This window comes from Photorhabdus akhurstii (assembly GCF_019090985.1).
GTDB lineage: Bacteria > Pseudomonadota > Gammaproteobacteria > Enterobacterales > Enterobacteriaceae > Photorhabdus > Photorhabdus akhurstii.
The window spans coordinates 557714-578531 of record NZ_CP020335.1; the positions used below are offsets into that span (position 1 = coordinate 557714).

Below are 20818 nucleotides of genomic sequence, written 5' to 3' on the forward strand. Positions count from 1 at the left end.
TATTTCATTTCGCAAAATGTTCCACAATAGCCTTATCAGTTAATAACCAACCATATTCCCCCATATGCATAATATCAGTTAATACTCCTGGTTGATATTGCTCTTCAATAAGATTTAAATACCCCATGCCATGAGATTTTATTTTCTCTGATATAATATTTTCAACGGGATTAAAGTTATTGGTATCTGTGTATACATAAGGGTTTAATGGCTGCATAATAAATAGAGCATCGACATTATATTTCGCTAATAAATTCAATAAGTGGTCAAGGGCGTGCATTTCTTTGCTGTAATTGACTCCATTAGGGAATGCTTTTTTAATCTTTTTATCCTTTACATACTTTTCATAGTATTTTTTATTTACCCATTGTGTCTCTTTACTCATATTGTTAAGTTCAATATTTTTAGCATCATTAGCTAGATCTTGCCATTGAACTTCGGTATTGGCAATTTTAAATTGTTTTTTCATTAAAGGATATTCATGAGATACATAAATATTTTCAGCTTTAATTTTATGATTGTCATTTATTATATTTTGGATGTTTACTCTTGCGTTTGATATATAATTTAAAGCATTTGTAACTGATGATAAGACTATATTGTCTTTATAAATTAATTTTAATTGGGTGGAGTTTAAATTTTTAAAGTCATTTTTGTTTTCATTGAGATAGTTGGAAAATATATTTTTTGTATTTTCATCACTTGCGAGTTTATTTGCGATATAGGATGGAAAATGAGAATTGTATGCTTGTGGCAGAAGATCTGTTTTTTCAAACCATCCTGGTGATAGGATAATGACTATTCTGCTATCCTTATTTAAATATTCTTGATAAGCTGATAAATAACCATAAATTGCTAATAATTCAAAGTGCGCTTTACCAACGCCGATTGTCGGAATATTTAAATTTTTTGTTAAGAAATTATAGGACATAAATTTATGCGTTCTGTTTGTTAATTCAGATGATCCAAATAAAATGACATGATTATTTTTAAACCCATATTCAAGTGATTTTTCTTTTGAGAAGTCAATAGCATTGTGTTGATCTGTAATAGTAGGCAGATAGTTGGTTGATTTATTATCGTCTTTAATATATTTGTATTCTACTATTTTCGAATTGAAACTATTAATAAATACTATAATCGATGAAAAAATAATTGCTGCGAATAATAATGCTGAAATATTAATAGATATCTTTTTTAACATCATTTTAAGCTGTTTAAATAGTTGATGATTGATTTAGGGGTTTCGAGAATAGATTCAGCGTCAGTTGCTGATATGTGGCAATCGAATTCTGCTTGTAATTCCAGGATGAGATCGACAGTAGTGATTGAATCTATTAGATTTTTTTTAAAAGTTCATCATCTAATTCAACATTTTTTCTGGCAATTTTGTTGACTATCGATAATACTTGCTGTTCAAGTTCCATATATTATCCTTTTATACTAAGATTGTATTTGTATGATTTATTGATATTCATGATAGCTACCGCACAAGCTAGAACACATTTGCTTGCTAATATAACTGTTGTTTTTTCAGTTAATTTGATTGATTTTACATATGTTATTAAACAGTATGGAATATCGATGTTTCAGTTTTAATCGTTATGCATACTAATTGATAGCCCTTTCTTTATCAAGATAATATAATTGTTCTACGTATAATTTCCCTAATAAATGAGAAAAATAACGTTTTTTTAAAATATCCTATGATTTACTGTCCCTCAATATAGTTAAATATGTAAGTGAAAATGCTAACTAATTCACACGGAGATTTGCAGCAGAAAGCTATTTAAAAATAAATGGTAAAAATTAAAAGAAACTTTTTCTGATCTTGCCAGAATGAAGTAAAAACAATAATGAAGAAAACGGAAGTCTCGCTATTATGAAAAACAGATATTCCTACACAATTAATTTTTAAGTCAAATGATGGACTTACCGTAATATCCCCTCAGTCTTCTGACTGAGAAGGATATCAATTACCTGAAAAACTATACTTATTCAAACAAACGCTGATGAAGGATTTGAACAATTTGTTCTGCATCTTTGCCTTGAACAAGCAAGCACAGGTTATGGTTACTGGCGCCATGACTGATCATGCGGAGATTGAATCTTTCCAGCACACTAAAAACCTTTTTTCCTAATCCGTTGGTTTGAGAAAGCTGATTACCAATAATTGCCACCAGCGCCAGATCTTCTTCCACTTCAACCCGACACAGCGTCGAAAGCTCCGTCATAAGCGCATTGGTCAGCAGGCTGCCATTCGTGCTGGTGGAGCCAGTGGTGTCGAGTGTTAATGCCACATTGACTTCCGAGGTGGTGATCAAATCCACCGAGATATTATGACGTGACAGAATAGTAAATATTTCGGCCAAAAATCCCTGTGCGTGTAGCATTTTCAGGCTGTGTAATGTCAGTAACGTCTGTTTCTGGCGCAGGGTAATAGCGCGGAACTGTGGTGGGGCTTCTGTGGTATCACAGACCAGCGTACCGCCGGCCTGTGGGTTTTTACTAGAGCCGACAAATACTGGAATGCCACAGCGAATAGCAGGAAACAGCGTTGCCGGATGTAGAATTTTGGCGCCAAATGTTGCCATTTCCGCCGCTTCATCAAAGGCAATCTGATCAATTCGTTGGGCGGTTGGAACAACTCGTGGATCAGTGGTGTAAATGCCCGGAACATCTGTCCAGATATCAACGCGTTTCAGGCCAAGGGCTTCTCCCAAGAGCGCCGCAGTATAATCGCTGCCACCGCGCCCCAGTGTAGTGGTACGACCGTTCTCTTCACGACCAATAAAGCCTTGGGTGACAACCAGGGTATTTTTTAGACGTAGTAAGAGATGTTCTGTTGCCAACGATTGAAGTTGTTCATGGTTTGGTTCAGCACGGCCAAAATGATCATCGGTATACATCACTTTGCGTATATCAAACCATTCGGCATCTTTACCGCGTTGGCGAAGCAATTCGGTAAACAATCGTGTGGACATCAGTTCACCGTGGCTGACTAATTCATCTGTCAGAGCCGCAGAGGTTGCCAGAGACGCGGTTTCAGCAAGGGTTTTAATATTTTCCAGTAGACGATTAATCTCTTGACGAATCGCATCGGATTCATGCAAGCGATCAATTATTGCGTATTGAATGGCGTGGATCTGTTTCAAATAGTCAACCCGCTTATCTGCATCGCAGCCTGCCGCTAATGCAACTAATAAGTTGGTTATACCGGCGGACGCAGACAGCACAACTACACGTACTGCTTTATTTGCCAGTACGATATCTGCACTGTTATTCATGGCATCGAAATTTGCCACGCTGGTACCACCAAATTTTGCGACTACATGCCCGCCAATTTCTGGGCATTGGGATGAAACAGCACTCATTGCGATAACCTTCTGTTAACTGGATAGTCTTTTAGAAATATCGGGTTAACGGGTTTGAGTCAACGGGGTGAAGAGTGACATCAATATCTTTCATGACGCGATAAGAATCATAAAATAAATTGAGGATAGTAGAGAACAGTAATTATTTTTTGTATACCTCAGCAAATAGAACTAGAAAAACCTAATCGTTTTGACCAATATCAGTGATTAAAGGAAAAGAGGCTCGAATCATAGAATTACAGGTTACAATCTTTCTTTACTCCCAATTAATTACAGTCAGTTGATAGAGAGCATAGCTATGAAAAATATTAATCCTAGTCAAACCTCAGCTTGGAAAGCGTTAGAACAGCATTTTGCGCAGATAAAGGATATTCACATACGTGAATTGTTTGAACAGGACCCAAATCGTTTTGCTAAGTTCTCAGCGACATTCGATGACCAGATTCTGGTAGATTTTTCAAAAAATCGCATCACAACGGAGACATTAGAAAAATTACAGGCGCTTGCTAAAGAGACGGATGTTGCCGGGGCTATTCGGAGTATGTTTTCTGGTGAGAAAATTAATCGTACTGAGGATCGCGCTGTATTGCATATTGCACTACGTAATCGCAGTAATACCCCGATTGTGGTTGACGGGGAAGATGTTATGCAGCAGGTCAACGCGGTGTTGGCAAAAATGAAAGATTTCAGTGAGCGCGTGATTAATGGCGAGTGGAGAGGTTATACCGGTAAGGTGATTACTGATGTGGTGAATATCGGTATCGGTGGTTCAGATCTTGGCCCTTATATGGTGACGGAAGCGCTGAAACCTTATAAGAATCACTTGAATATGCATTTTGTTTCTAATGTTGATGGAACCCATATTGCGGAGACCTTGAAAGCGCTTAACCCAGAAACGACGCTATTTCTCATTGCTTCCAAGACGTTCACTACTCAGGAAACGATGACCAATGCTCACTCTGCCCGTGACTGGTTCCTAAAAAGTGCGGGTGATGAAGGACATATTGCAAAGCATTTTGCGGCACTTTCTACAAATGAGCAGGAAGTTAAGCGATTTGGTATTGATACCAAAAATATGTTTGAGTTTTGGGATTGGGTTGGCGGCCGTTATTCATTGTGGTCAGCGATTGGTTTATCTATTGCACTCTCTGTCGGGTTTGAAAATTTTGAACAGTTGCTTAGTGGGGCGCACGCAATGGATCAGCACTTTGCCAATACCCCATTTGAGCAGAATATTCCTGTATTGCTGGCGTTAATTGGTGTTTGGTACAACAATTTCTTTGGCTCGGAAACTGAAGCGATTCTGCCATACGATCAGTATATGCATCGCTTTGCTGCCTATTTTCAGCAAGGCAATATGGAATCTAACGGTAAATATATCGATCGCAATGGTCATCCAGTAGATTACCAAACTGGCCCAATCATCTGGGGAGAACCTGGAACGAATGGTCAGCACGCGTTCTATCAGCTTATTCATCAGGGAACTAAATTGATTCCCTGCGATTTTATTGCGCCAGCCATCAGCCATAACCTATTGAGCGACCATCACAACAAATTGTTATCTAACTTCTTTGCTCAGACGGAAGCATTAGCCTTTGGTAAATCTCGTGAGCAGGTGGATGTTGAATTTGTTGCTAGCGGTAAAGGTGCGGTTGAAGTTGAACATGTTGCGCCATTTAAAGTGTTTGAAGGAAATCGCCCGACTAATTCTATTCTGTTACGTGAAATTGCCCCATTTAGTTTGGGGGCGTTGATTGCCATGTATGAACATAAGATATTTGTACAAGGGGCGATTCTCAACATCTTTACTTTTGATCAGTGGGGAGTTGAATTAGGTAAGCAATTGGCTAACCGTATTTTACCGGAGCTTGAGGATAGTGAAGAAGTTATCAGCCACGATAGTTCAACAAATGGATTGATTAATCGTTTTAAAGCATGGCGTTAATCACTTACTCTGAATCAGAAAGTTAATTGATATGAGCGAATTATGTTCATCATAATTCGCTTATTTTTACTCAATAATATTTATATAATTTGTTATAACTTTTTATTCTGTATACCTACAACGTGGTATTCTCAGCGGTTATCAATTGTACTTCCGGATAAAAGAAATTTGTCCTAATGGAAAATCGTATGTCAACTGACTCAATATTAACAACGGCGCCTATTCAATGGCTTTCGGTGGATTCGCCCATTTTGTCTGATGAGATTTTAGATTGGTTGATGGAATTGGGCTCAATGACTCGCCGTTTTGAGCAATATTGTAATCGTGTGTGTATCATACCATTCAGAGAATGTTTTATTACCGCCGAACAACTTTCTGATGAAAGTGAGTGTTTGCCAACGAGTCAAAGATATTGGCTGCGTGAGATCGTGCTGTGTGGCGATAATATCCCTTGGCTATTGGGGCGGACGTTAATCCCGGAAGCGACATTAACCGGCCCTGATGAAAGTTTGGTTGATTTAGGAACAGTCCCACTGGGGCGATATCTTTTTAGTGGTAATAAATTGACGCGGGACTATATTCATGTGGGGCAGCAGGTAAACCGTTGGGCAAGACGATCATTGCTAAGGTTATCAGGCAAGCCATTATTATTAACCGAAGTCTTTTTACCTGAATCACCTGTATATAAAGGTAAAATTTAAAAGGGGGAAACCGAAGTGGCGGGAAGTATGGCGCAAAGTAAATGGCTGGCCTATTGCCGTTTAATGCGTATTGATAAGCCTATAGGTGCATTATTGTTGTTGTGGCCGACTTTCTGGGCCTTGTGGATGGCCGGGAAAGGGATTCCGGATATGCACATATTATTGGTCTTTACTGCCGGTGTATTTCTGATGCGTGCAGCGGGATGTGTAATCAATGATTTTGCTGACAGAAAATTTGATGGTTACGTAGAACGTACAAAAGCACGTCCTCTGCCGAGTGGGTCCATCAGTGAGAAAGAGAGTAAGCTCCTGTTTGCCGTGCTGGCGCTGATCTCTTTTGGGCTGGTGCTGACCTTGAATAAAATGGCGATCGGGTTGTCAGTTGTTGGGTTGGCTCTGGCTTGGTTTTACCCCTTTGTTAAACGGTTTAGTCATCTTCCTCAGTTTGTGCTAGGGGCAGCTTACGGTTGGGCTATTCCTATGGGATTTGCTGCGGTTAGTGAGTCTTTACCATTAGAGTGTTGGTTATTATTCCTGGTTAATATCTTCTGGTCGGTTATTTATGATACACAATATGCGATGGTCGATCGAAACGATGATTTAAAAATTGGCGTTAAGTCCACAGCTATCCTGTTTGGTCGTTTCGATAAATTGATTATAGGGTTATTGCAACTCGCTATGTTACTGGTGCTAGCGCTGGTGGGTTATATGATGAATCTGGGCGGTATCTACTATTGGTCACTGTTGCTTGCGGGTACGCTATTTATTTATCAGCAGAAACTGATCGTCGGCCGGGAAAGAACACTGTGTTTCCAGGCATTCCTCAATAATAACTATGTAGGTCTGGTGCTATTCCTTGGCATTTTTTTCAGCTATGTCTGAAATATCTGGTGATAATGTGAATAACCATTATCACCAGTATTTAAGAAGATTATCCTTCCTTGGCACTCTCTTCGGTATCGTTATGCTCTGGCGGCAAACTAACACTCTCGATCGTAAGACGAATCTCAGGTGACATCAGTTCACCCAATACCTGATACAGATCGTGGGTATTTGCTGTAATCGCATTGCCACTGTCACTGATATAACCTTCTTCACGTAGTGTATTTACCGACGTAGTAAATACCGCCTTATCAAAGAATTCAGGTGCGTTGATGCCATGCAATACCGACAGACGTTGCGCTAACATCCGACTCTCTTTTTCCAGCGCTCCCCGGCTGATTATTGGGTTGGCGTTCAGTAAAGAGAGGGTGATGGCATAACGTTGCAGTGTTTCACGGACACCGGCTGCCAGTAATTGCAGGGGGCGGATACGTGCTGGATTAAGCACCAGCATGCCATGCTCCTTGTTGCAGATAAGGCACTGGCGGGTCAGTTCGTTGATCAGTGTATTAACCACTTCTGGCAATTCTGCTTTGCTATAACGCATAAACAGCTCGGCTTTAAGGAGTGGATAAATGATCGCGACCTGGTTTAACAACGCTTCGCGGCTGATGCGGCGATGATGAATCACGATGCAGGCAATCAGCGATGGCAGTACTAAGAGATGTTGAATATTGTTGCGGTAGTAGGTCATCAAAACTGCCCGATCACGCGGCAGAATGATAATGTCACCCATACTGTCTTTGTCTACCTCGAACTTATCCATTTGCAGAGCGTGTTCTAACAACTCCTCTGCGGTTTTCTTTGGTACAGTGACATCGGCAGCGTAGGGCGCGTTGCTCATGAGCTGTATATAACAATCCAGTTGCTCAAGCAGTTGCTCACGAGTTAGTGCTCGCTGACGTGACGAAAGCAGGGCAGTTGAACATAAGTTGATCGCGTTAGCCGCCGCAGTGTTGTTAATGCTTACCATAATCTTTTCAGACAGTTGACTGACTGTCGGATTGAACCATTCGGGACGATGGAATTCTATTGGATCAATAGAATCGCGCCAGCTAGGAACATGGTTGTTAAGGTATTGGATCAACGGGATGGGTTCGCCAAAGTTGACGTAGCCTTGCCCCAGATTACGAAGTTTGCGCAAACCGCGTATCATCTGGAAAAAGCCCTCTTTCTCTTTGGTTGCGCCACGCAGCTCTTTGGCATAGGTGGAAACTTCCATCACATGTTCGTAGCCGATATAGATCGGAATAATGGTAATTGGGCGTGATTCGCCTCTCAACAGCGCCTGTAACGTCATGGACAGCGTACCCGTTTTGGGATCGAGTAAACGACCAGTCCTGGAGCGACCGCCTTCCATAAAGTATTCAACAGAATAACCTCGGGCAAATAACTCACCTAGATATTCCCGGAATATCGTGGCGTAGAGTTTATTACCCTTGAAAGTGCGGCGGATGAAAAATGCGCCAAGGCGGCGGAATATTGGCCCTGCCGGCCAAAAATTCAGGTTGATGCCAGCGGCGATGTGGGGCGGCACCAAGCCTTGATGATAGAGCACATAGGAGAGCAGCAAATAATCCATGTGGCTACGGTGGCAGGGCGCATAAACCAGTTCGTGGCCATCCTGTGCCAGACGGCGGATGCGTTCAGCATTGTGAACATTGATCCCTTGATACAGGCGATTCCAGGTCCAACCCAGTACGCGGCCTGACAGCCGTACCGTTTCATAAGAGAAATCCGCCGCAATCTCTTCCATCATATTAATGGCATTTTGTCGGGCTTTCTCATGTGAGATTTTCTTGCTGCGGGCCTCATCGGAGACCGCCTTTTCTATTGCTTTCGATGCCAGTAACTTGTTAAACAACTCTTGACGAACCGGCAGGCGTGGCCCAACGGCTGCCAGGCGTTGACGTGAATAGTGCATTCGTGCCACGCGAGCCAGCTTATGGGCAATCGTCTTGTCAGTGCCATGCTCAGTTGCCATATAGCGTAGAGATACTGTGTTTGAAAAGCGCACAAAACTATCTCGGCCTAGCCAGAGAATGGCAAAGAATTTTTGGATACCATTGAGTAGCCGCAAATGTGGAGCGCTCTGCCCTTCGCGTCCCGGGGAACGGCCGAACATGACAGAAACTGGCAGCAGTTGGATATCCAGATTTGGATTATTGCGATGAAGATCTAGGTAATCATGGAAAATTTTCACGGATTCCTGCTTTGGCGCACAATAGCGGAATACACGTGGGCCATTATCGATAAATACATAGCTAGGAAGTTCAGTGTCACCAATCTCCAGTGAATTTAATGGGTCCGGCAGATCCTGTTCAAGACATTGCTGACGTAATGCCAGTAAGTCTGCTTTGGAATGATACGGCAGCACGTACAGAATCGGGCGTGTCGTATCAAGTCGCAATTCGGTAATAGGATCTGTGGGGATAAGTTTGCTCTTTACCAGTATTTTTAGTGGTAAATTCAATAATTTATAATATATTTTACGCCAACTTGACATAAATATCTTGAAGCCTCTTGTTAGCAACACGTTGCCAGCATACCAGAAACAGATGTTGAGATCTGTTGTGTTAAGACAATAATAAAAGGGGAAAGTGTCAAATAACCTTACATTTGGTGTGAATAATTTATGGCGAATCAATCCAAGGGCTTGACCCGTATCATTAAAGCGATCGTATATTCGGTGAAGGGCATTCGGGCAACATGGAAAAATGAGGCGGCTTTCCGTCAGGAAATAGTTTTAGCGATATTGGCTATGATGGTTGCATTTTATCTGGATATCGGCGCAATTGAACGCATTTTACTGATTGGTTCCGTGATGCTGGTGTTGATTATGGAAATCTTGAATAGTGCTATTGAAGCCGTGGTTGACCGTATTGGCAGTGAGTTCCATGAACTGTCCGGTCGCGCGAAAGATATGGGATCGGCGGCTGTCTTTCTAACAATGATTCTGTCGTTAATTGTCTGGGGGACCATCCTTTGGCGCTATTTTATGGCCTGATTTAGTTTAATAGTTAGGTATTATATTATAATTGGCTAATTTTCTACCCTGGTAGGTTCCCAATCGTTATTTAGCTGTATATACTCACATATTGACTGTATAAACAAACAGGGGACGAAATGAAAGCACTTACCGCAAGGCAGCAGCAAGTTTATGACTTGGTGCGTGACCATATTTCGCAAACGGGGATGCCGCCGACGCGTGCTGAAATTGCAGCACGTCTTGGTTTTCGTTCACCTAACGCGGCTGAAGAGCATTTGAAAGCATTGGCTCGTAAAGGGGTGATAGAGATTGTCGCTGGGGCATCTAGAGGTATCCGTTTGCTGGTTGAAGAATCTGGTTTACCGTTAATTGGCCGTGTCGCCGCAGGTGAACCACTGTTGGCACAGGAGCATATTGAAAGTCATTATCAGGTTGATCCGGCACTGTTTAAGCCAAGTGCAGATTTCCTGTTGCGGGTCAGCGGCATGTCTATGAAAGATGTTGGGATTATGGATGGTGATCTGTTGGCCGTGCATAAAACACAAGATGTTCGTAATGGGCAGATTATTGTTGCTCGCATTGAAGATGAAGTGACGGTAAAACGTTTTAAACAGACTGGAAACAGAGTTGAATTGCTGGCAGAAAACCCTGAATTTAAGCCAATTGTGGTGGATTTGCGTGAGCAGAGCCTGACAATTGAAGGATTGGCGGTTGGGGTGATTCGTAGCGGCAACTGGTCTTGATAATAAAATATCAAATTGTTGTTTTTGAGATTGTTAAAGAATTGCAATATTCCGGCAGAATCATGTTGTTGAATTTATCGTTGTGATTATCTTAAACGTGATTCTGCGGTTGTTTATTTCAGTCTGGCTCTGTACCAAAAGTAAGTATTTACTTACTATCTGTTTCTTTTTACTTCAATGCGGTGGTCATGCTGGCATTCATCTCGTTTAGTGCAGGATTCGATCTCTTCACAGGATGAGCATAAGCCATGTGCTTCGATAATGGTATGGCGTAAACTGAACCCGGCTGTTTTTGCTAGTTGTTGGATGGCGGATTCGACGGTTCCACCATCTCGTTCCGTAACAGAACCACAACGGTCACAAATAAACATCGCTGAAGTGTGACTTGGTTGTTCGATATGGTGACATAGGACATAACTGTTGGTGGATTCTATTTTATGAATAAACCCCTGTTCCAGCAGAAATTCCAGTGCTCGGTATACGGTAGGCGGTTTGGCCTGCGGCTCTGCTTCCCGTAGCAAATCCAGTAAATCATAAGCGCTGATTGCCCCTGGCTGTTCTGAAATGAGACGCAAAACCTCAAGCCGCTGCGGAGTAAAGCGGACTCCACGAGCCTGGCAAATAACTTCGGCCTGTTCCAGTAACTTTTTTTGATTAATCAATTTCATTGCGCCTCTTACAACCAGTACGATGATAATATTGTGATGTTATCATGTTTCTTCAATAGAAAATATTATCCAGTAAAGTTCATTGTGATTGTCCCCTGATGGAGTTAATTTGGCTAAATTGGTACTCAATAGCAAAAATAATGTTTTCTTGAAGTTTATGATAATACAGACAAGAATTATCGTATATGACAGATAATTTTCGGAAAGGAAGCATTTGTGATGAAAGAGCTTTTACAAAATCAGCCTCATTATAGACAGTTCCCAGTTAAAGGCTATCAGGTAATGAAGCATATTATCTGTGAAAAAAGAAAGTTACCTTTTCTAAGAGCATTATATGCATTGATTAATATTTTATTTGTAATTGCAGTATGTATGGGTATTGTATTATCTGTAGCAATTGTTTTATTTATAATAGGTAATGTATCTGTCCCTGATGCCGATTATTTACTTCTGGCACAAGTAGGAGGTGTAGCATTATTAGGTGTAATGTTGCTTTCTGTTATTATTTATCGCATTGTTAAGCGGCCTGAATGGGAACAACGGCGTTATTATCAACAAGCAGGTTTATCTCTTTTACCAGAAGAGAAGCGTCAGGCATTACGGTTAAATATTGTTAGTGACTATTGGCTAGGTTTTTGGAGTGAAACTCTAGAGCATTATCCCCTACAGTCACGGGTTGCCCATGATAACTATCGTTACTGTCTGCTTCCATTATCTCTGACCCAAGAGCATCAATCCCAATTATATAGCGACTGGGGAATTATTGATGAAGAAGGGTATATGAAAATGCTAACGGGTTTGTGGGAGGGGGTGCATTCAAAACATTTTGCGATTGATGCCGCTCTTAGTGATGGGAAAATGTTTAAAGTGCTGGCCAAATTAGTTGAAGTAACACCTGACTATATTCATAAATGTGCCAAACCTATTAATCGACGCCCTCCTGCATTAGTGTGGGGGTTTGATTTGTGGCTTGCGATTGTTTTAAGTCGTAACTGTTTTTGCGCCGGTTATATCAGTGAAGAAATGGCATGGAAAAATATGCTGAAAACCGCTGATTATGTTTATGAAATCTTCGGTAGTTTTGATGAATTTTATACAAATTTTCGGCTGGGCAATGCTTACTGGAGTAATGATTTTGATCGGTCTAAAGAGCGGTTGGAACAATTTAATTATTATAAGTCACATTGTGACTGGCCAATTGCTAGTTTGCCGTGGCCTGAGCCAAAAGGCGTCATGATGGAAAAGCAGATGATGACAGGTTTTTCTGCATTAGTAGAAGATGTTTTACGCAGTAACATGGAAGAGCAACAAAGTTATGAATTTGATATTACTGAGCTGTCAGCGTCTCGTGTACTCCATTAATATTTACATGAAATGTTTCCCTTTGAAGAACATTTCAAAGGGAAATAAATAATTAATATAGGAAATATGGTGTAATAAGTGAGAGAACGGATTTTTTCGTTATGGTATCCATTATTTCTAAAGGCAACATAATTTACCCCGTTTCCTGAAATCACCTGTTTCAAATGAAACGGGGCCAATATTTGCTTTATTAGTTAATGGGTTAAATCAAATTAATAAATTTTCTCTCTATATCTTTAATGGCCGCACATCCTGCCAACTTCATGCAGAGTTTTAGCTCATCTTTAAGTAGGTTTAAAACAGAAGTGACTCCTGGTGCTCCACCTAATGCCAGCGCATATAAAATGGGCCTACCGATAGCGACAGCTTTGGCGCCTAATGCGAGAGCCTTAAACACATGGGTACCACGGCGGATGCCGCCATCTAAATAGACTGGGATTTTAGATCCGACAGCTTCAATAATGTGCGGTAATGAAGCGATTGCTGCCGGGACAGTATCCAACTGCCGGCCACCGTGATTAGAAACTTGAATTGCTGCGGCGCCGTGGTCAACACATTCTTTAGCATTTTCGGCAGATTGAATACCTTTTACGATGATTGGCAGACTTGATTCTTTGGCAAGGAACTCCAGGTCATTAAAATCAAGATCCCGTTTAAAGAGCGCTGTAATCTCTGCTAAGGTTGCTCCTGCGGGAACGCCTGGAATATTCGGAAATGGTAATGAATGTGGGAAAACAAATTTATTACGTTTATCGGTTTCTCTATTACCACTCCACTCTAAATCGACCGTAAAGACGATTGCGGTTGCTCCCATCGCTTTGGCTCGGCGTATCATTTCGCGGTTAATGCCCATATCTTTGGTAAAATAAATTTGGAACCATTTAGGGCCATTACTCACTTTTGCTATCTCTTCAAGAGGTGAATTGGCTAGAGTTTGTGCGGTAAATAGTGTGCCGGCATTGGCGGCGCCTCTTGCTGTGCCCAATTCAGCAGTAGTATGAGTTAGCCCATGTGCTGCCATTGGGGGAATGAAAATAGGCATATCCACTTTACTACCGAGCAACTCGGTTGTGGTGTCAGGCTCTTTTACTCCGGCGAGATAGCGGGGAATAATTTGGAAATCGTCGAAGGCTCTGGTGTTTTCACGTAGAGTCCATTCATCACCTGAACCGCCGCTGATATAGCCAAATTGGGGCGCAGGAATCAATTTACGCGCTTCTTCTTCCAGATCATAAAGATTAATAATATCAAGGGATTTTTCTGAACTATTTGTTTTGTAGGCTCCTGTCAGTTTTATGTTAGCAGTTGCGGCGTTGGCTGAGGATACAGCGGATAGCGTACCGGCAGCAGCAAGACTTAATCCTCCAACTATGACGTCTCTTCTTGATGGCATATAATTTTCCCTTACTTAGTAGGTTTAATAAGTATTGACAATAGAATTTGTCCACATATTAAGAATAGACCTATTCTGGATAATTCAAGCTAATAAATCCTGAAGAATGTTTTTATAAGCTGACAAAGCCTATTGGAACTGGCGATTCTTTGTTGTGAGAGCAACATCACAAAACTCAGATTAAAGTAAAATGGCTTATTTTATTTGCTTACCTGAGTTTTTGGAGAATAGTTCAAACAGAGGGGGCGTGGATGCTGAATGTAAATGAGCGGCTTGGGTATAAATTTGGCTTAAAATATTTAATTGTTATCTTTATTAATTATAATAAAATAGTTAATTTCACTAAGTTATAAAAATATTTCATCATTCATTATCAGAAAAAGGCTATTATTGAAATGCATTCTAAAATTATATGCGATGAACAGGTGGATATTTTAATTTTCATTATCTCAAAGTCTTATTTAATGAAAACATAAGTTTTTTCCTTAAGGAGAACTCATGAGTAATAAGAATGACTTTAAAGCCTTTTCTATTAGTCCAGATGCGAATATTGTTTCTCAGGAAGAATATGAAGAGAGTCAGGAATTGAATATGGGAATTCTTCCCAATGTTATTTCCATTGATTTATTAAATAAGGTCTTGCGTCAATCGTCAACCATATCATCAGTGGTGGCTAATTTTATTTATACACAATGTGGTGATGATGTTTTGGATGACGGTGATATAGATAAGCTCACTGCCCAATTAAATACAGCTTTAGAGAAAAAAGCTTTAATAGAAATTCCAAGTGCTTCATTAACACAAAAAGGTGTTATTCAACTTACAGATGTACTTGGTGATAGTGACATATTAGCTGTTACGCAAAAGCTTGCTCAGAAAATAGTAAATTCGCTTGGTGAAAATATTAATAGCAGAGTGCCCAACATTCGGCAAGTGAATGGTAAGGAATTATCTGAGAATATTGATCTGGATGCTGTGGATATTGGGGTGTACACAAAAGAAGAAGTAGATAACCAAGTTAATGCCAAAGGTAATAGGAATACTGCCAGTAAAGCGGTTAATGGTTGGTGGAAATGTGGAGATACAGGCGTTATTTACCAATGGGGGCGTACTAAGGTCATTGATGCTGGCCGTATAGAACGTATTCAATTGCCAATTAGTTTTTCCAATACGCATTATGCCGTCAATATTAATTCTATTCAAAGTAAAATGGGTTTTATGGGGGCATCTGTTGGCTATGTAAATGTAATTGATAATTCATCTTTCGATTTATTAAATTCTTGGGTAAATGCCAAATGGGATAGCCCATTCTTTTGGATAGCGATAGGATATTAATTATGTATTATTACAGTGCAAAAACGAATGCTTTCTACCCGGTAGAATTGGAACAAAATTATATTGCTGCTGGTTCATTGCCTGATGATATTATAGAAGTCAGTCATGATATTTATCAGGAATATGCTGCTAATCATGCTCCAGAAGGGAAACACCGTGTAGCAAATAAAAACGGTTTGCCGGAGTGGGCAGATATTCCCCCGCCAACGAAAGATGAATTACGGCAACATGCTGAATTCCAAAAACAACAACTTATTGCTGAGGCAACCAATCAAATTGCACCACTGCAAGACGCTGTTGATTTAGGTATTGCAACTGAGGAAGAGAAAATAGCTTTATTGGCATGGAAAGAATACAGAGTAATACTTAATCGGATAGATGTTTCACAGGCAATGGATATTGATTGGCCGGAAAAACCTAAGGGATAAATAGACGCGATTTTTTAATCCACCCCCAAAATTGACCTGTTTGATTTTTTGGGGGTATCTCTGGCTTCCAATTTAAATCTTAATTGTTGATTATCTTCTGTAGGCTAATTTTATTATTCTTTATTTTATATGAGATTATATTCTATATAAAATAATGGAGAAAATAATGATAGACTTTAAAGGGTTAGGTCATATTAATATTGTTGTAGATGATATGATGGCAGCAATAGACTTTTATAAAAATCTATTTGGGGCAATACCAAGACAATTCTTTCCTCATTTTAAAAATAAGGGTTTTGCAAAGTCAGCGGGTTTTATTGATAACCCTGAACAGATTGATGTATCAATGGCATTTTTGGAAATTCCTGGAGCTAGGGTTTTTATTGAGTTAATGGAATATCATCATCCGACGGGAGAAAAAAGGGTTGAAATAAAGGAAGCTAATGATATTGGTGGTATTGGGCATATTTGTCTTAGAATACAAAATATAGATAGTGTATTTGAATATATAAAAAACTTTCCTGATGTAAGATTGATAAATTCATCACCATTATATAAGCCATACAAAATAGATGAAATTACCAGTGATGAATTTATGTTCTTTAACGAGGAGGATGAAAAAAACTCTGTTTTAAAACAAGAAACTTGCGAGATTATGGGCAAGATAAGATATTTTTATTTTATCGACAAATATAATATTCAATGGGAATTTGAAGAAGGCCATGATGATATTGGCACTGATTAAGTAGTGCTGAATAATTATTTGTCGATCTGCTGGCTGGAACAGTAGATAGTGTCGTTACAAGTGTAGTGAGGTATCTGAGTTAATAAAAGTGTACCTTGTACGCCAATATGGCTTGATTTGTGTACTGGGTACACTTACTATGGATGAAAGGATAATAATCAGACCGGGAGCACGATGTTTACTTTTATTGAGCTGCAAGGCTTCAGTAAGCGGCGACTAGAATTGTTACCCGATGATGAATATCGGGAGTTTCAAGAAACGCTAATTAATGATCCTGATGCTGGAGATACCATTGCGAATACGGGGGGATTTCGTAAGATTCGTTGGAGTCGTTCGGGGATGGGCAAACGTGGGGGAGTTAGAGTTATTTATTATAATGTTACCAGTAAAGGTCGAATTTATCTGGCGTTGGTCTATCCGAAGAATGAGCAAGATAATTTGACTGATGAGCAGAAAAAAATGCTTAAGCAACTTTCGGATAGGCTGAATTAGTTGCATTATTTATGGGAGTAACTCCCGCGCCAAAGGGCGGAGAAATCGCATGAAAGATGAAATATTTGCCGATCTGCTGGCTAGTGCAGAAGAAATGGTGAAAATTGAGAAGGGTGAGCTGACACCGAAACCAGAACATGTTCATACTTTCACCGAGATTGATGTTAAAGCAATACGCGAAGCTACCGGCTTGAAGCAGCAAGATTTTGCTGTGGCGGTCGGGGTAAGTTATGACTTGGTGAAAAGTTGGGAAAGCCAACGCCGTTATCCCACTGGCGCATCAAGAAAACTGTTGTTGTTGCTTCAGGCGAATCCTTTTATTATCAACCAGCTTAAAATGATTTAATTGAGCGACAGCAGGATTAGGAACTGTACGAAAAAGGGCTGTAGTAAAAGGTTCGGTACCAGTCAGATCTGTTGACAAGAACTGAGCTTGAGTATATGCACGACAGATAAAAATAGCCCAGAAGATTGGGCTATTGTGAAAGTTGTATTAAGAAAAAACGACTTTAAGGTTACCGGGTGTTCGGCGTGGTTTCCCGATCACAATCTGAACGTCCCGCCCTAGTCGATTCAGGTAATCTAGCATTTTTGCCTCGCTGATCCCCCGGAGCTGCCCACGTAGCATGTTAGATAAGCGGGGTTGAGTCATGCCTAACAATTGTGCGGCTTTTTCCTGTGTTAGGCGGCGGCTTTTAATGATGTTGCCGATGGTGGTAGCAAGTTGTGCTTTGACTTGCATTTCTTCGGCATCTGCCGTACCGAGATCGGCATAAATGTTACCGATACTGACTTCGATATTGTGGTTCATATTATGTTCCTCTGGCATGGTCTTCTGCGATTTTCAATCGTTCACGAATTTTATCCATCTTTTCCTTCGAAAGGGTAGGAGATAAAGACATTGCCCGGTCACTGTATGCGTTTGCAAGAGGTCAGAATATCTATCTGCTACATGCATTCGTGAAGAAGACCGACAAAACCCCGGCAGCAGCCATCAAGACAGCCCATACGAGGCTTAAGGAGTTCAAATGAAACCTGAACGAATTGAAGGAGTTGATGTTGAATGACGCGGAGTCTATCGCTGCGTATAAGGAGGCCGACAAGGAATTGGAACTGATACAGATATTGTTTGAGATGCGTGAACGTTCTGGCATGTCAAAGACTGAGCTGGCAGATAAAATCGGTATCAAACCATCAGGTATCAATCGGCTTGAAAAAATCCTCTTGGCGCAAGTATGAAGACCTTGGAACGTTATGCGGCAGCGCGTGGCGCGGTTATTAACTTCAACGTTCAATATCAGTAAAAGGAATGGGACTTTGGTCCCGTTTATCCCTTTAGCTGAAATAATTACGCTAAAGTCAACGTACTCTGCGTTTCCCCAAAATATTCCTGATAGCAAATTGTACGGCTCTACATTAAATCACCTGTGATACTTCTTAACGTCAATTGTCAACGATACCTAATAGTGTCATCAGTACGGGGACGTTTCACTATGCTATAGTAGGCCGTAATTTAATATCATTCTCCGCAGTATATTCCCTTATTTATGGGGTACTGAGAATGCCAAAATAATCTAAAAAAGTATAGCAATGCACCAAAGTAAAGAAATTCAAAAAACGTTTAAATTCAGCGAGAAAGATAGAGAAACAGTCAAATATAGTCCTAACCGTTTCTCCGTAGCTCCTATGTTGGACTGGACAGATCGCCATTGCCGTTATTTCCATCGTTTATTAAGTCAGCAAACGCTGTTATATACCGAAATGGTGACAACCGGGGCGATTATTCATGGTAAAGGCGATTATCTGGCATACAGCGAAGAAGAACATCCGATAGCATTACAATTGGGTGGCAGTGATCCGCAGGCGTTGGCGCATTGTGCGAAGATTGCACAGGAACGTGGCTATGATGAAATTAACCTAAACGTCGGTTGTCCTTCTGACCGGGTGCAAAATGGCCGTTTTGGTGCGTGCCTGATGGGGGAAGCTAAACTGGTCGCTGATTGCGTCAAAGCCATGCAGGATGTGGTTAATGTGCCGGTGACAGTTAAAACCCGTATCGGTATTGATGAACAGGACAGTTACCAATTCCTATGTGATTTTATTGATGTTGTTATGCAACGCAGTGGTTGCAATATATTTACCATTCATGCCCGTAAAGCTTGGATTTCTGGTTTAAGCCCAAAGGAGAACCGTGAGATTCCCCCGCTGGATTACCCACGAGTTTATCAATTGAAAAAGGATTTTCCTCAATTAACGATTGCTATCAATGGCGGTATTAAATCGCTGGAAGAAGCGAAACAGCATTTACAATATGTAGATGGAATTATGGTTGGGCGAGAGGCTTATCAGAACCCGTCTATTTTGACACAGGTTGATCATGAATTGTTTGATGTTTCAATGCCGGTAGTTGATACCGTTGCGGTGGTTAAAGCACTTTATCCTTATATAGAGCAAGAACTATCAAAAGGAACATATCTGGGGCATATTACCCGCCATATTTTAGGTATTTTCCAGGGGATTCCGGGGGCACGTCAATGGCGTCGTCATCTTAGTGAAAATGCACATAAACCGGGCGCGGATGTTTCTGTCGTGGAACAGGCGTTAGCTATGGTGACTGAGCGGATGTAATATCCGCTCATTTTACTGTTAAAGGCACAGTCATATATGAGAATTGAGCACTAAAATATTTATGGATATTGCGTGATTTTTTACTGTGCTTTAATCTGTTTTTTCGAGTTAGTTTTTCATTATCGGACAAAAATAGATATCCATATATCTTTGCGAAATATTGTGATGCTGTTCGAATAAATTCATTTTGTTATATTAGAATCTGAACAACTGCTCTTGGCAATAATATCCCAGTTTACGTGATTCTTGCTGATAGTAAGTATATAGCAACAATAGTATTCATAAAATATATATATGTGCAATGAAAGATGTCCTTCATATGAAGAGAGGGGATATTATTGTTATATATAGAACGGCTGATAAACAAGGTCTAGCACGATATAAATCTGTGATTAGTTCACTTTGCGTTGTTGAAGAAGTCAGGGTTATTAATGAGTTCCCAACGCTAGAAAGCTATATTGATTATTGTAGTAAATTTAGTGTCTTTAGTGTAAATGAATTAACTGAAATATATAGAAGACGGCAGTATCCATACATAGTAAGATTTACTTATAATGTGGCTTTACCTAAAAGGATTATTCGTGATAGACTCATTAACGAAGTCGGTTTAAATAAAAGTGATTATTGGGGAATCATGAGATTGACTGATGATCAATTTAATAATATTATCAAACTGAGCGAAGCCAATGAAAGTTTTATTATCAATTAAACCAGAGTATGTTGATAGAATACTTGATGGTTCAAAGAAATTTGAATTTAGGAAAGTTGCCTTTAAAAATAATCAGGTTCAATCCGTTGTTATATATGCAACTATGCCGATAGGTATGGTTGTTGGCGAGTTTGAAATTGAAGATATTATTTCTGACGCTCCTTCCGTTGTATGGGAAATGACTCATCAATTTGCAGGTACAACAAAGGATTTTTTTGATAGTTATTTTGAAGGAAGGGAGAAGGCTATCGCAATCAGTATTGGTAATGTTAAAAAATACGATAAACCTCTGCCTTTAAATGTGTTTGGTCAAGGGATAACAGCGCCTCAATCTTATCGTTATTTATCTGCCTGAGGTGTGATACCCCTACCAAGAGGGGTATTGTTTTATCTTTCATATATTCAGCCAGCATTGCCCTCCGGT

At 40.2% G+C, this 20818-nt stretch carries 23 protein-coding genes; 16 read left to right on the forward strand and 7 right to left on the reverse strand.

Annotated elements, in window-relative coordinates:
- Window positions 1-4 precede the first annotated feature (4 nt).
- The 3 genes from B0X70_RS02415 to lysC all read right to left on the reverse strand — a co-directional run bounded on the left by B0X70_RS02415 (window position 5) and on the right by lysC (window position 3374).
- Window positions 5-1207, reverse strand: coding sequence for a D-alanyl-lipoteichoic acid biosynthesis protein DltD (locus B0X70_RS02415; RefSeq protein ID WP_217470805.1), 1203 nt, complete (start codon window positions 1205-1207; stop codon window positions 5-7).
- On the reverse strand, window positions 1204-1338 hold the full coding sequence (locus B0X70_RS25865; protein WP_217471658.1) for a phosphopantetheine-binding protein: 135 nt from the start codon (window positions 1336-1338) through the stop codon (window positions 1204-1206). The genes B0X70_RS02415 and B0X70_RS25865 overlap by 4 nt, the downstream gene beginning before the upstream one ends.
- Before the next feature lie 656 nt (window positions 1339-1994).
- Complete coding sequence (lysC, locus tag B0X70_RS02425; RefSeq protein WP_217470806.1) at window positions 1995-3374, reverse strand: lysine-sensitive aspartokinase 3; 1380 nt, start codon at window positions 3372-3374, stop codon at window positions 1995-1997.
- Window positions 3375-3672: 298 nt separating this feature from the next.
- On the opposite strand from lysC, the gene pgi reads away from it, so the two are divergent.
- From pgi to ubiA, 3 genes are all read left to right on the forward strand, one after another.
- A complete protein-coding gene (gene pgi / locus B0X70_RS02430; RefSeq protein ID WP_217470807.1) occupies window positions 3673-5319 on the forward strand; it encodes a glucose-6-phosphate isomerase in 1647 nt (548 codons plus the stop codon).
- Window positions 5320-5507: 188 nt separating this feature from the next.
- Window positions 5508-6020, forward strand: coding sequence for a chorismate lyase (ubiC, locus tag B0X70_RS02435; RefSeq protein ID WP_217470808.1), 513 nt, complete (start codon window positions 5508-5510; stop codon window positions 6018-6020).
- A 27-nt stretch (window positions 6021-6047) separates the two neighbouring features.
- Window positions 6048-6902: a 4-hydroxybenzoate octaprenyltransferase gene (gene ubiA / locus B0X70_RS02440; RefSeq protein WP_217470809.1), complete on the forward strand. Its 855-nt coding sequence runs from the start codon at window positions 6048-6050 to the stop codon at window positions 6900-6902.
- Between the two features lie 49 nt (window positions 6903-6951).
- Here ubiA and plsB read toward each other — a convergent pair whose 3' ends face one another.
- On the reverse strand, window positions 6952-9408 hold the full coding sequence (gene plsB, locus B0X70_RS02445) for a glycerol-3-phosphate 1-O-acyltransferase PlsB (protein ID WP_036778119.1): 2457 nt from the start codon (window positions 9406-9408) through the stop codon (window positions 6952-6954).
- Window positions 9409-9537: 129 nt separating this feature from the next.
- Between plsB and B0X70_RS02450 the strand changes: the two genes are divergently transcribed.
- Together B0X70_RS02450 and lexA are read left to right on the forward strand one after the other, a co-directional pair.
- Complete coding sequence (locus tag B0X70_RS02450; protein WP_040154037.1) at window positions 9538-9909, forward strand: diacylglycerol kinase; 372 nt, start codon at window positions 9538-9540, stop codon at window positions 9907-9909.
- Between the two features lie 119 nt (window positions 9910-10028).
- Window positions 10029-10634 carry a transcriptional repressor LexA gene (lexA, locus tag B0X70_RS02455; RefSeq protein WP_036778115.1) on the forward strand — a complete coding sequence of 202 codons (606 nt, stop codon included), beginning with the start codon at window positions 10029-10031 and terminating at the stop codon, window positions 10632-10634.
- A gap of 155 nt (window positions 10635-10789) precedes the next feature.
- Here lexA and zur read toward each other — a convergent pair whose 3' ends face one another.
- The gene (gene zur / locus B0X70_RS02460; protein ID WP_036778114.1) at window positions 10790-11302 is read right to left on the reverse strand and encodes a zinc uptake transcriptional repressor Zur; all 513 of its coding nucleotides are present in this window, start codon (window positions 11300-11302) and stop codon (window positions 10790-10792) included.
- Window positions 11303-11521: 219 nt separating this feature from the next.
- Here zur and B0X70_RS02465 point away from each other — a divergent pair, with 219 nt between their 5' ends.
- Window positions 11522-12664, forward strand: coding sequence for a DUF1266 domain-containing protein (locus B0X70_RS02465; RefSeq protein WP_036811537.1), 1143 nt, complete (start codon window positions 11522-11524; stop codon window positions 12662-12664).
- Window positions 12665-12866: 202 nt separating this feature from the next.
- On the opposite strand, the gene B0X70_RS02470 is transcribed toward B0X70_RS02465, so the two are convergent.
- A complete protein-coding gene (locus B0X70_RS02470) occupies window positions 12867-14057 on the reverse strand; it encodes a lactate oxidase (RefSeq protein WP_228998671.1) in 1191 nt (396 codons plus the stop codon).
- Between the two features lie 498 nt (window positions 14058-14555).
- Between B0X70_RS02470 and B0X70_RS02475 the strand changes: the two genes are divergently transcribed.
- The 5 genes from B0X70_RS02475 to nadS all read left to right on the forward strand — a co-directional run bounded on the left by B0X70_RS02475 (window position 14556) and on the right by nadS (window position 17403).
- Window positions 14556-15392: a gp53-like domain-containing protein gene (locus B0X70_RS02475; protein WP_046396145.1), complete on the forward strand. Its 837-nt coding sequence runs from the start codon at window positions 14556-14558 to the stop codon at window positions 15390-15392.
- A gap of 2 nt (window positions 15393-15394) precedes the next feature.
- On the forward strand, window positions 15395-15820 hold the full coding sequence (locus B0X70_RS02480) for a tail fiber assembly protein (protein WP_217470810.1): 426 nt from the start codon (window positions 15395-15397) through the stop codon (window positions 15818-15820).
- Window positions 15821-15986: 166 nt separating this feature from the next.
- Entirely contained in the window at window positions 15987-16565 is a 579-nt protein-coding gene (locus B0X70_RS02485) for a VOC family protein (protein ID WP_036811542.1), read from the forward strand.
- A gap of 174 nt (window positions 16566-16739) precedes the next feature.
- Window positions 16740-17057 (forward strand): type II toxin-antitoxin system RelE/ParE family toxin, encoded by a 318-nt coding sequence (locus B0X70_RS02490; RefSeq protein WP_217470811.1) that lies wholly within the window; start codon window positions 16740-16742, stop codon window positions 17055-17057.
- Window positions 17058-17106: 49 nt separating this feature from the next.
- Window positions 17107-17403 (forward strand): NadS family protein, encoded by a 297-nt coding sequence (gene nadS / locus B0X70_RS02495; RefSeq protein ID WP_040154031.1) that lies wholly within the window; start codon window positions 17107-17109, stop codon window positions 17401-17403.
- Window positions 17404-17550: 147 nt separating this feature from the next.
- Here the strand turns inward: nadS and B0X70_RS02500 are convergent, their stop codons facing one another.
- Entirely contained in the window at window positions 17551-17868 is a 318-nt protein-coding gene (locus B0X70_RS02500; protein WP_217470812.1) for a helix-turn-helix domain-containing protein, read from the reverse strand.
- Between the two features lie 89 nt (window positions 17869-17957).
- On the opposite strand from B0X70_RS02500, the gene B0X70_RS24965 reads away from it, so the two are divergent.
- From B0X70_RS24965 to B0X70_RS02525, 5 genes are all read left to right on the forward strand, one after another.
- On the forward strand, window positions 17958-18089 hold the full coding sequence (locus B0X70_RS24965) for a type II toxin-antitoxin system RelE/ParE family toxin (RefSeq protein WP_256448180.1): 132 nt from the start codon (window positions 17958-17960) through the stop codon (window positions 18087-18089).
- 24 nt (window positions 18090-18113) lie between these two features.
- Window positions 18114-18296, forward strand: coding sequence for a helix-turn-helix domain-containing protein (locus tag B0X70_RS02510; protein ID WP_336246308.1), 183 nt, complete (start codon window positions 18114-18116; stop codon window positions 18294-18296).
- A 351-nt stretch (window positions 18297-18647) separates the two neighbouring features.
- Window positions 18648-19685, forward strand: coding sequence for a tRNA dihydrouridine(20/20a) synthase DusA (gene dusA / locus B0X70_RS02515; RefSeq protein WP_217470813.1), 1038 nt, complete (start codon window positions 18648-18650; stop codon window positions 19683-19685).
- 319 nt (window positions 19686-20004) lie between these two features.
- The gene (locus B0X70_RS02520) at window positions 20005-20394 is read left to right on the forward strand and encodes a hypothetical protein (RefSeq protein ID WP_217470814.1); all 390 of its coding nucleotides are present in this window, start codon (window positions 20005-20007) and stop codon (window positions 20392-20394) included.
- On the forward strand, window positions 20372-20749 hold the full coding sequence (locus tag B0X70_RS02525; RefSeq protein ID WP_217470815.1) for an ASCH domain-containing protein: 378 nt from the start codon (window positions 20372-20374) through the stop codon (window positions 20747-20749). Before B0X70_RS02520 ends, B0X70_RS02525 begins: the two co-directional genes overlap by 23 nt.
- Window positions 20750-20818 lie beyond the last annotated feature (69 nt).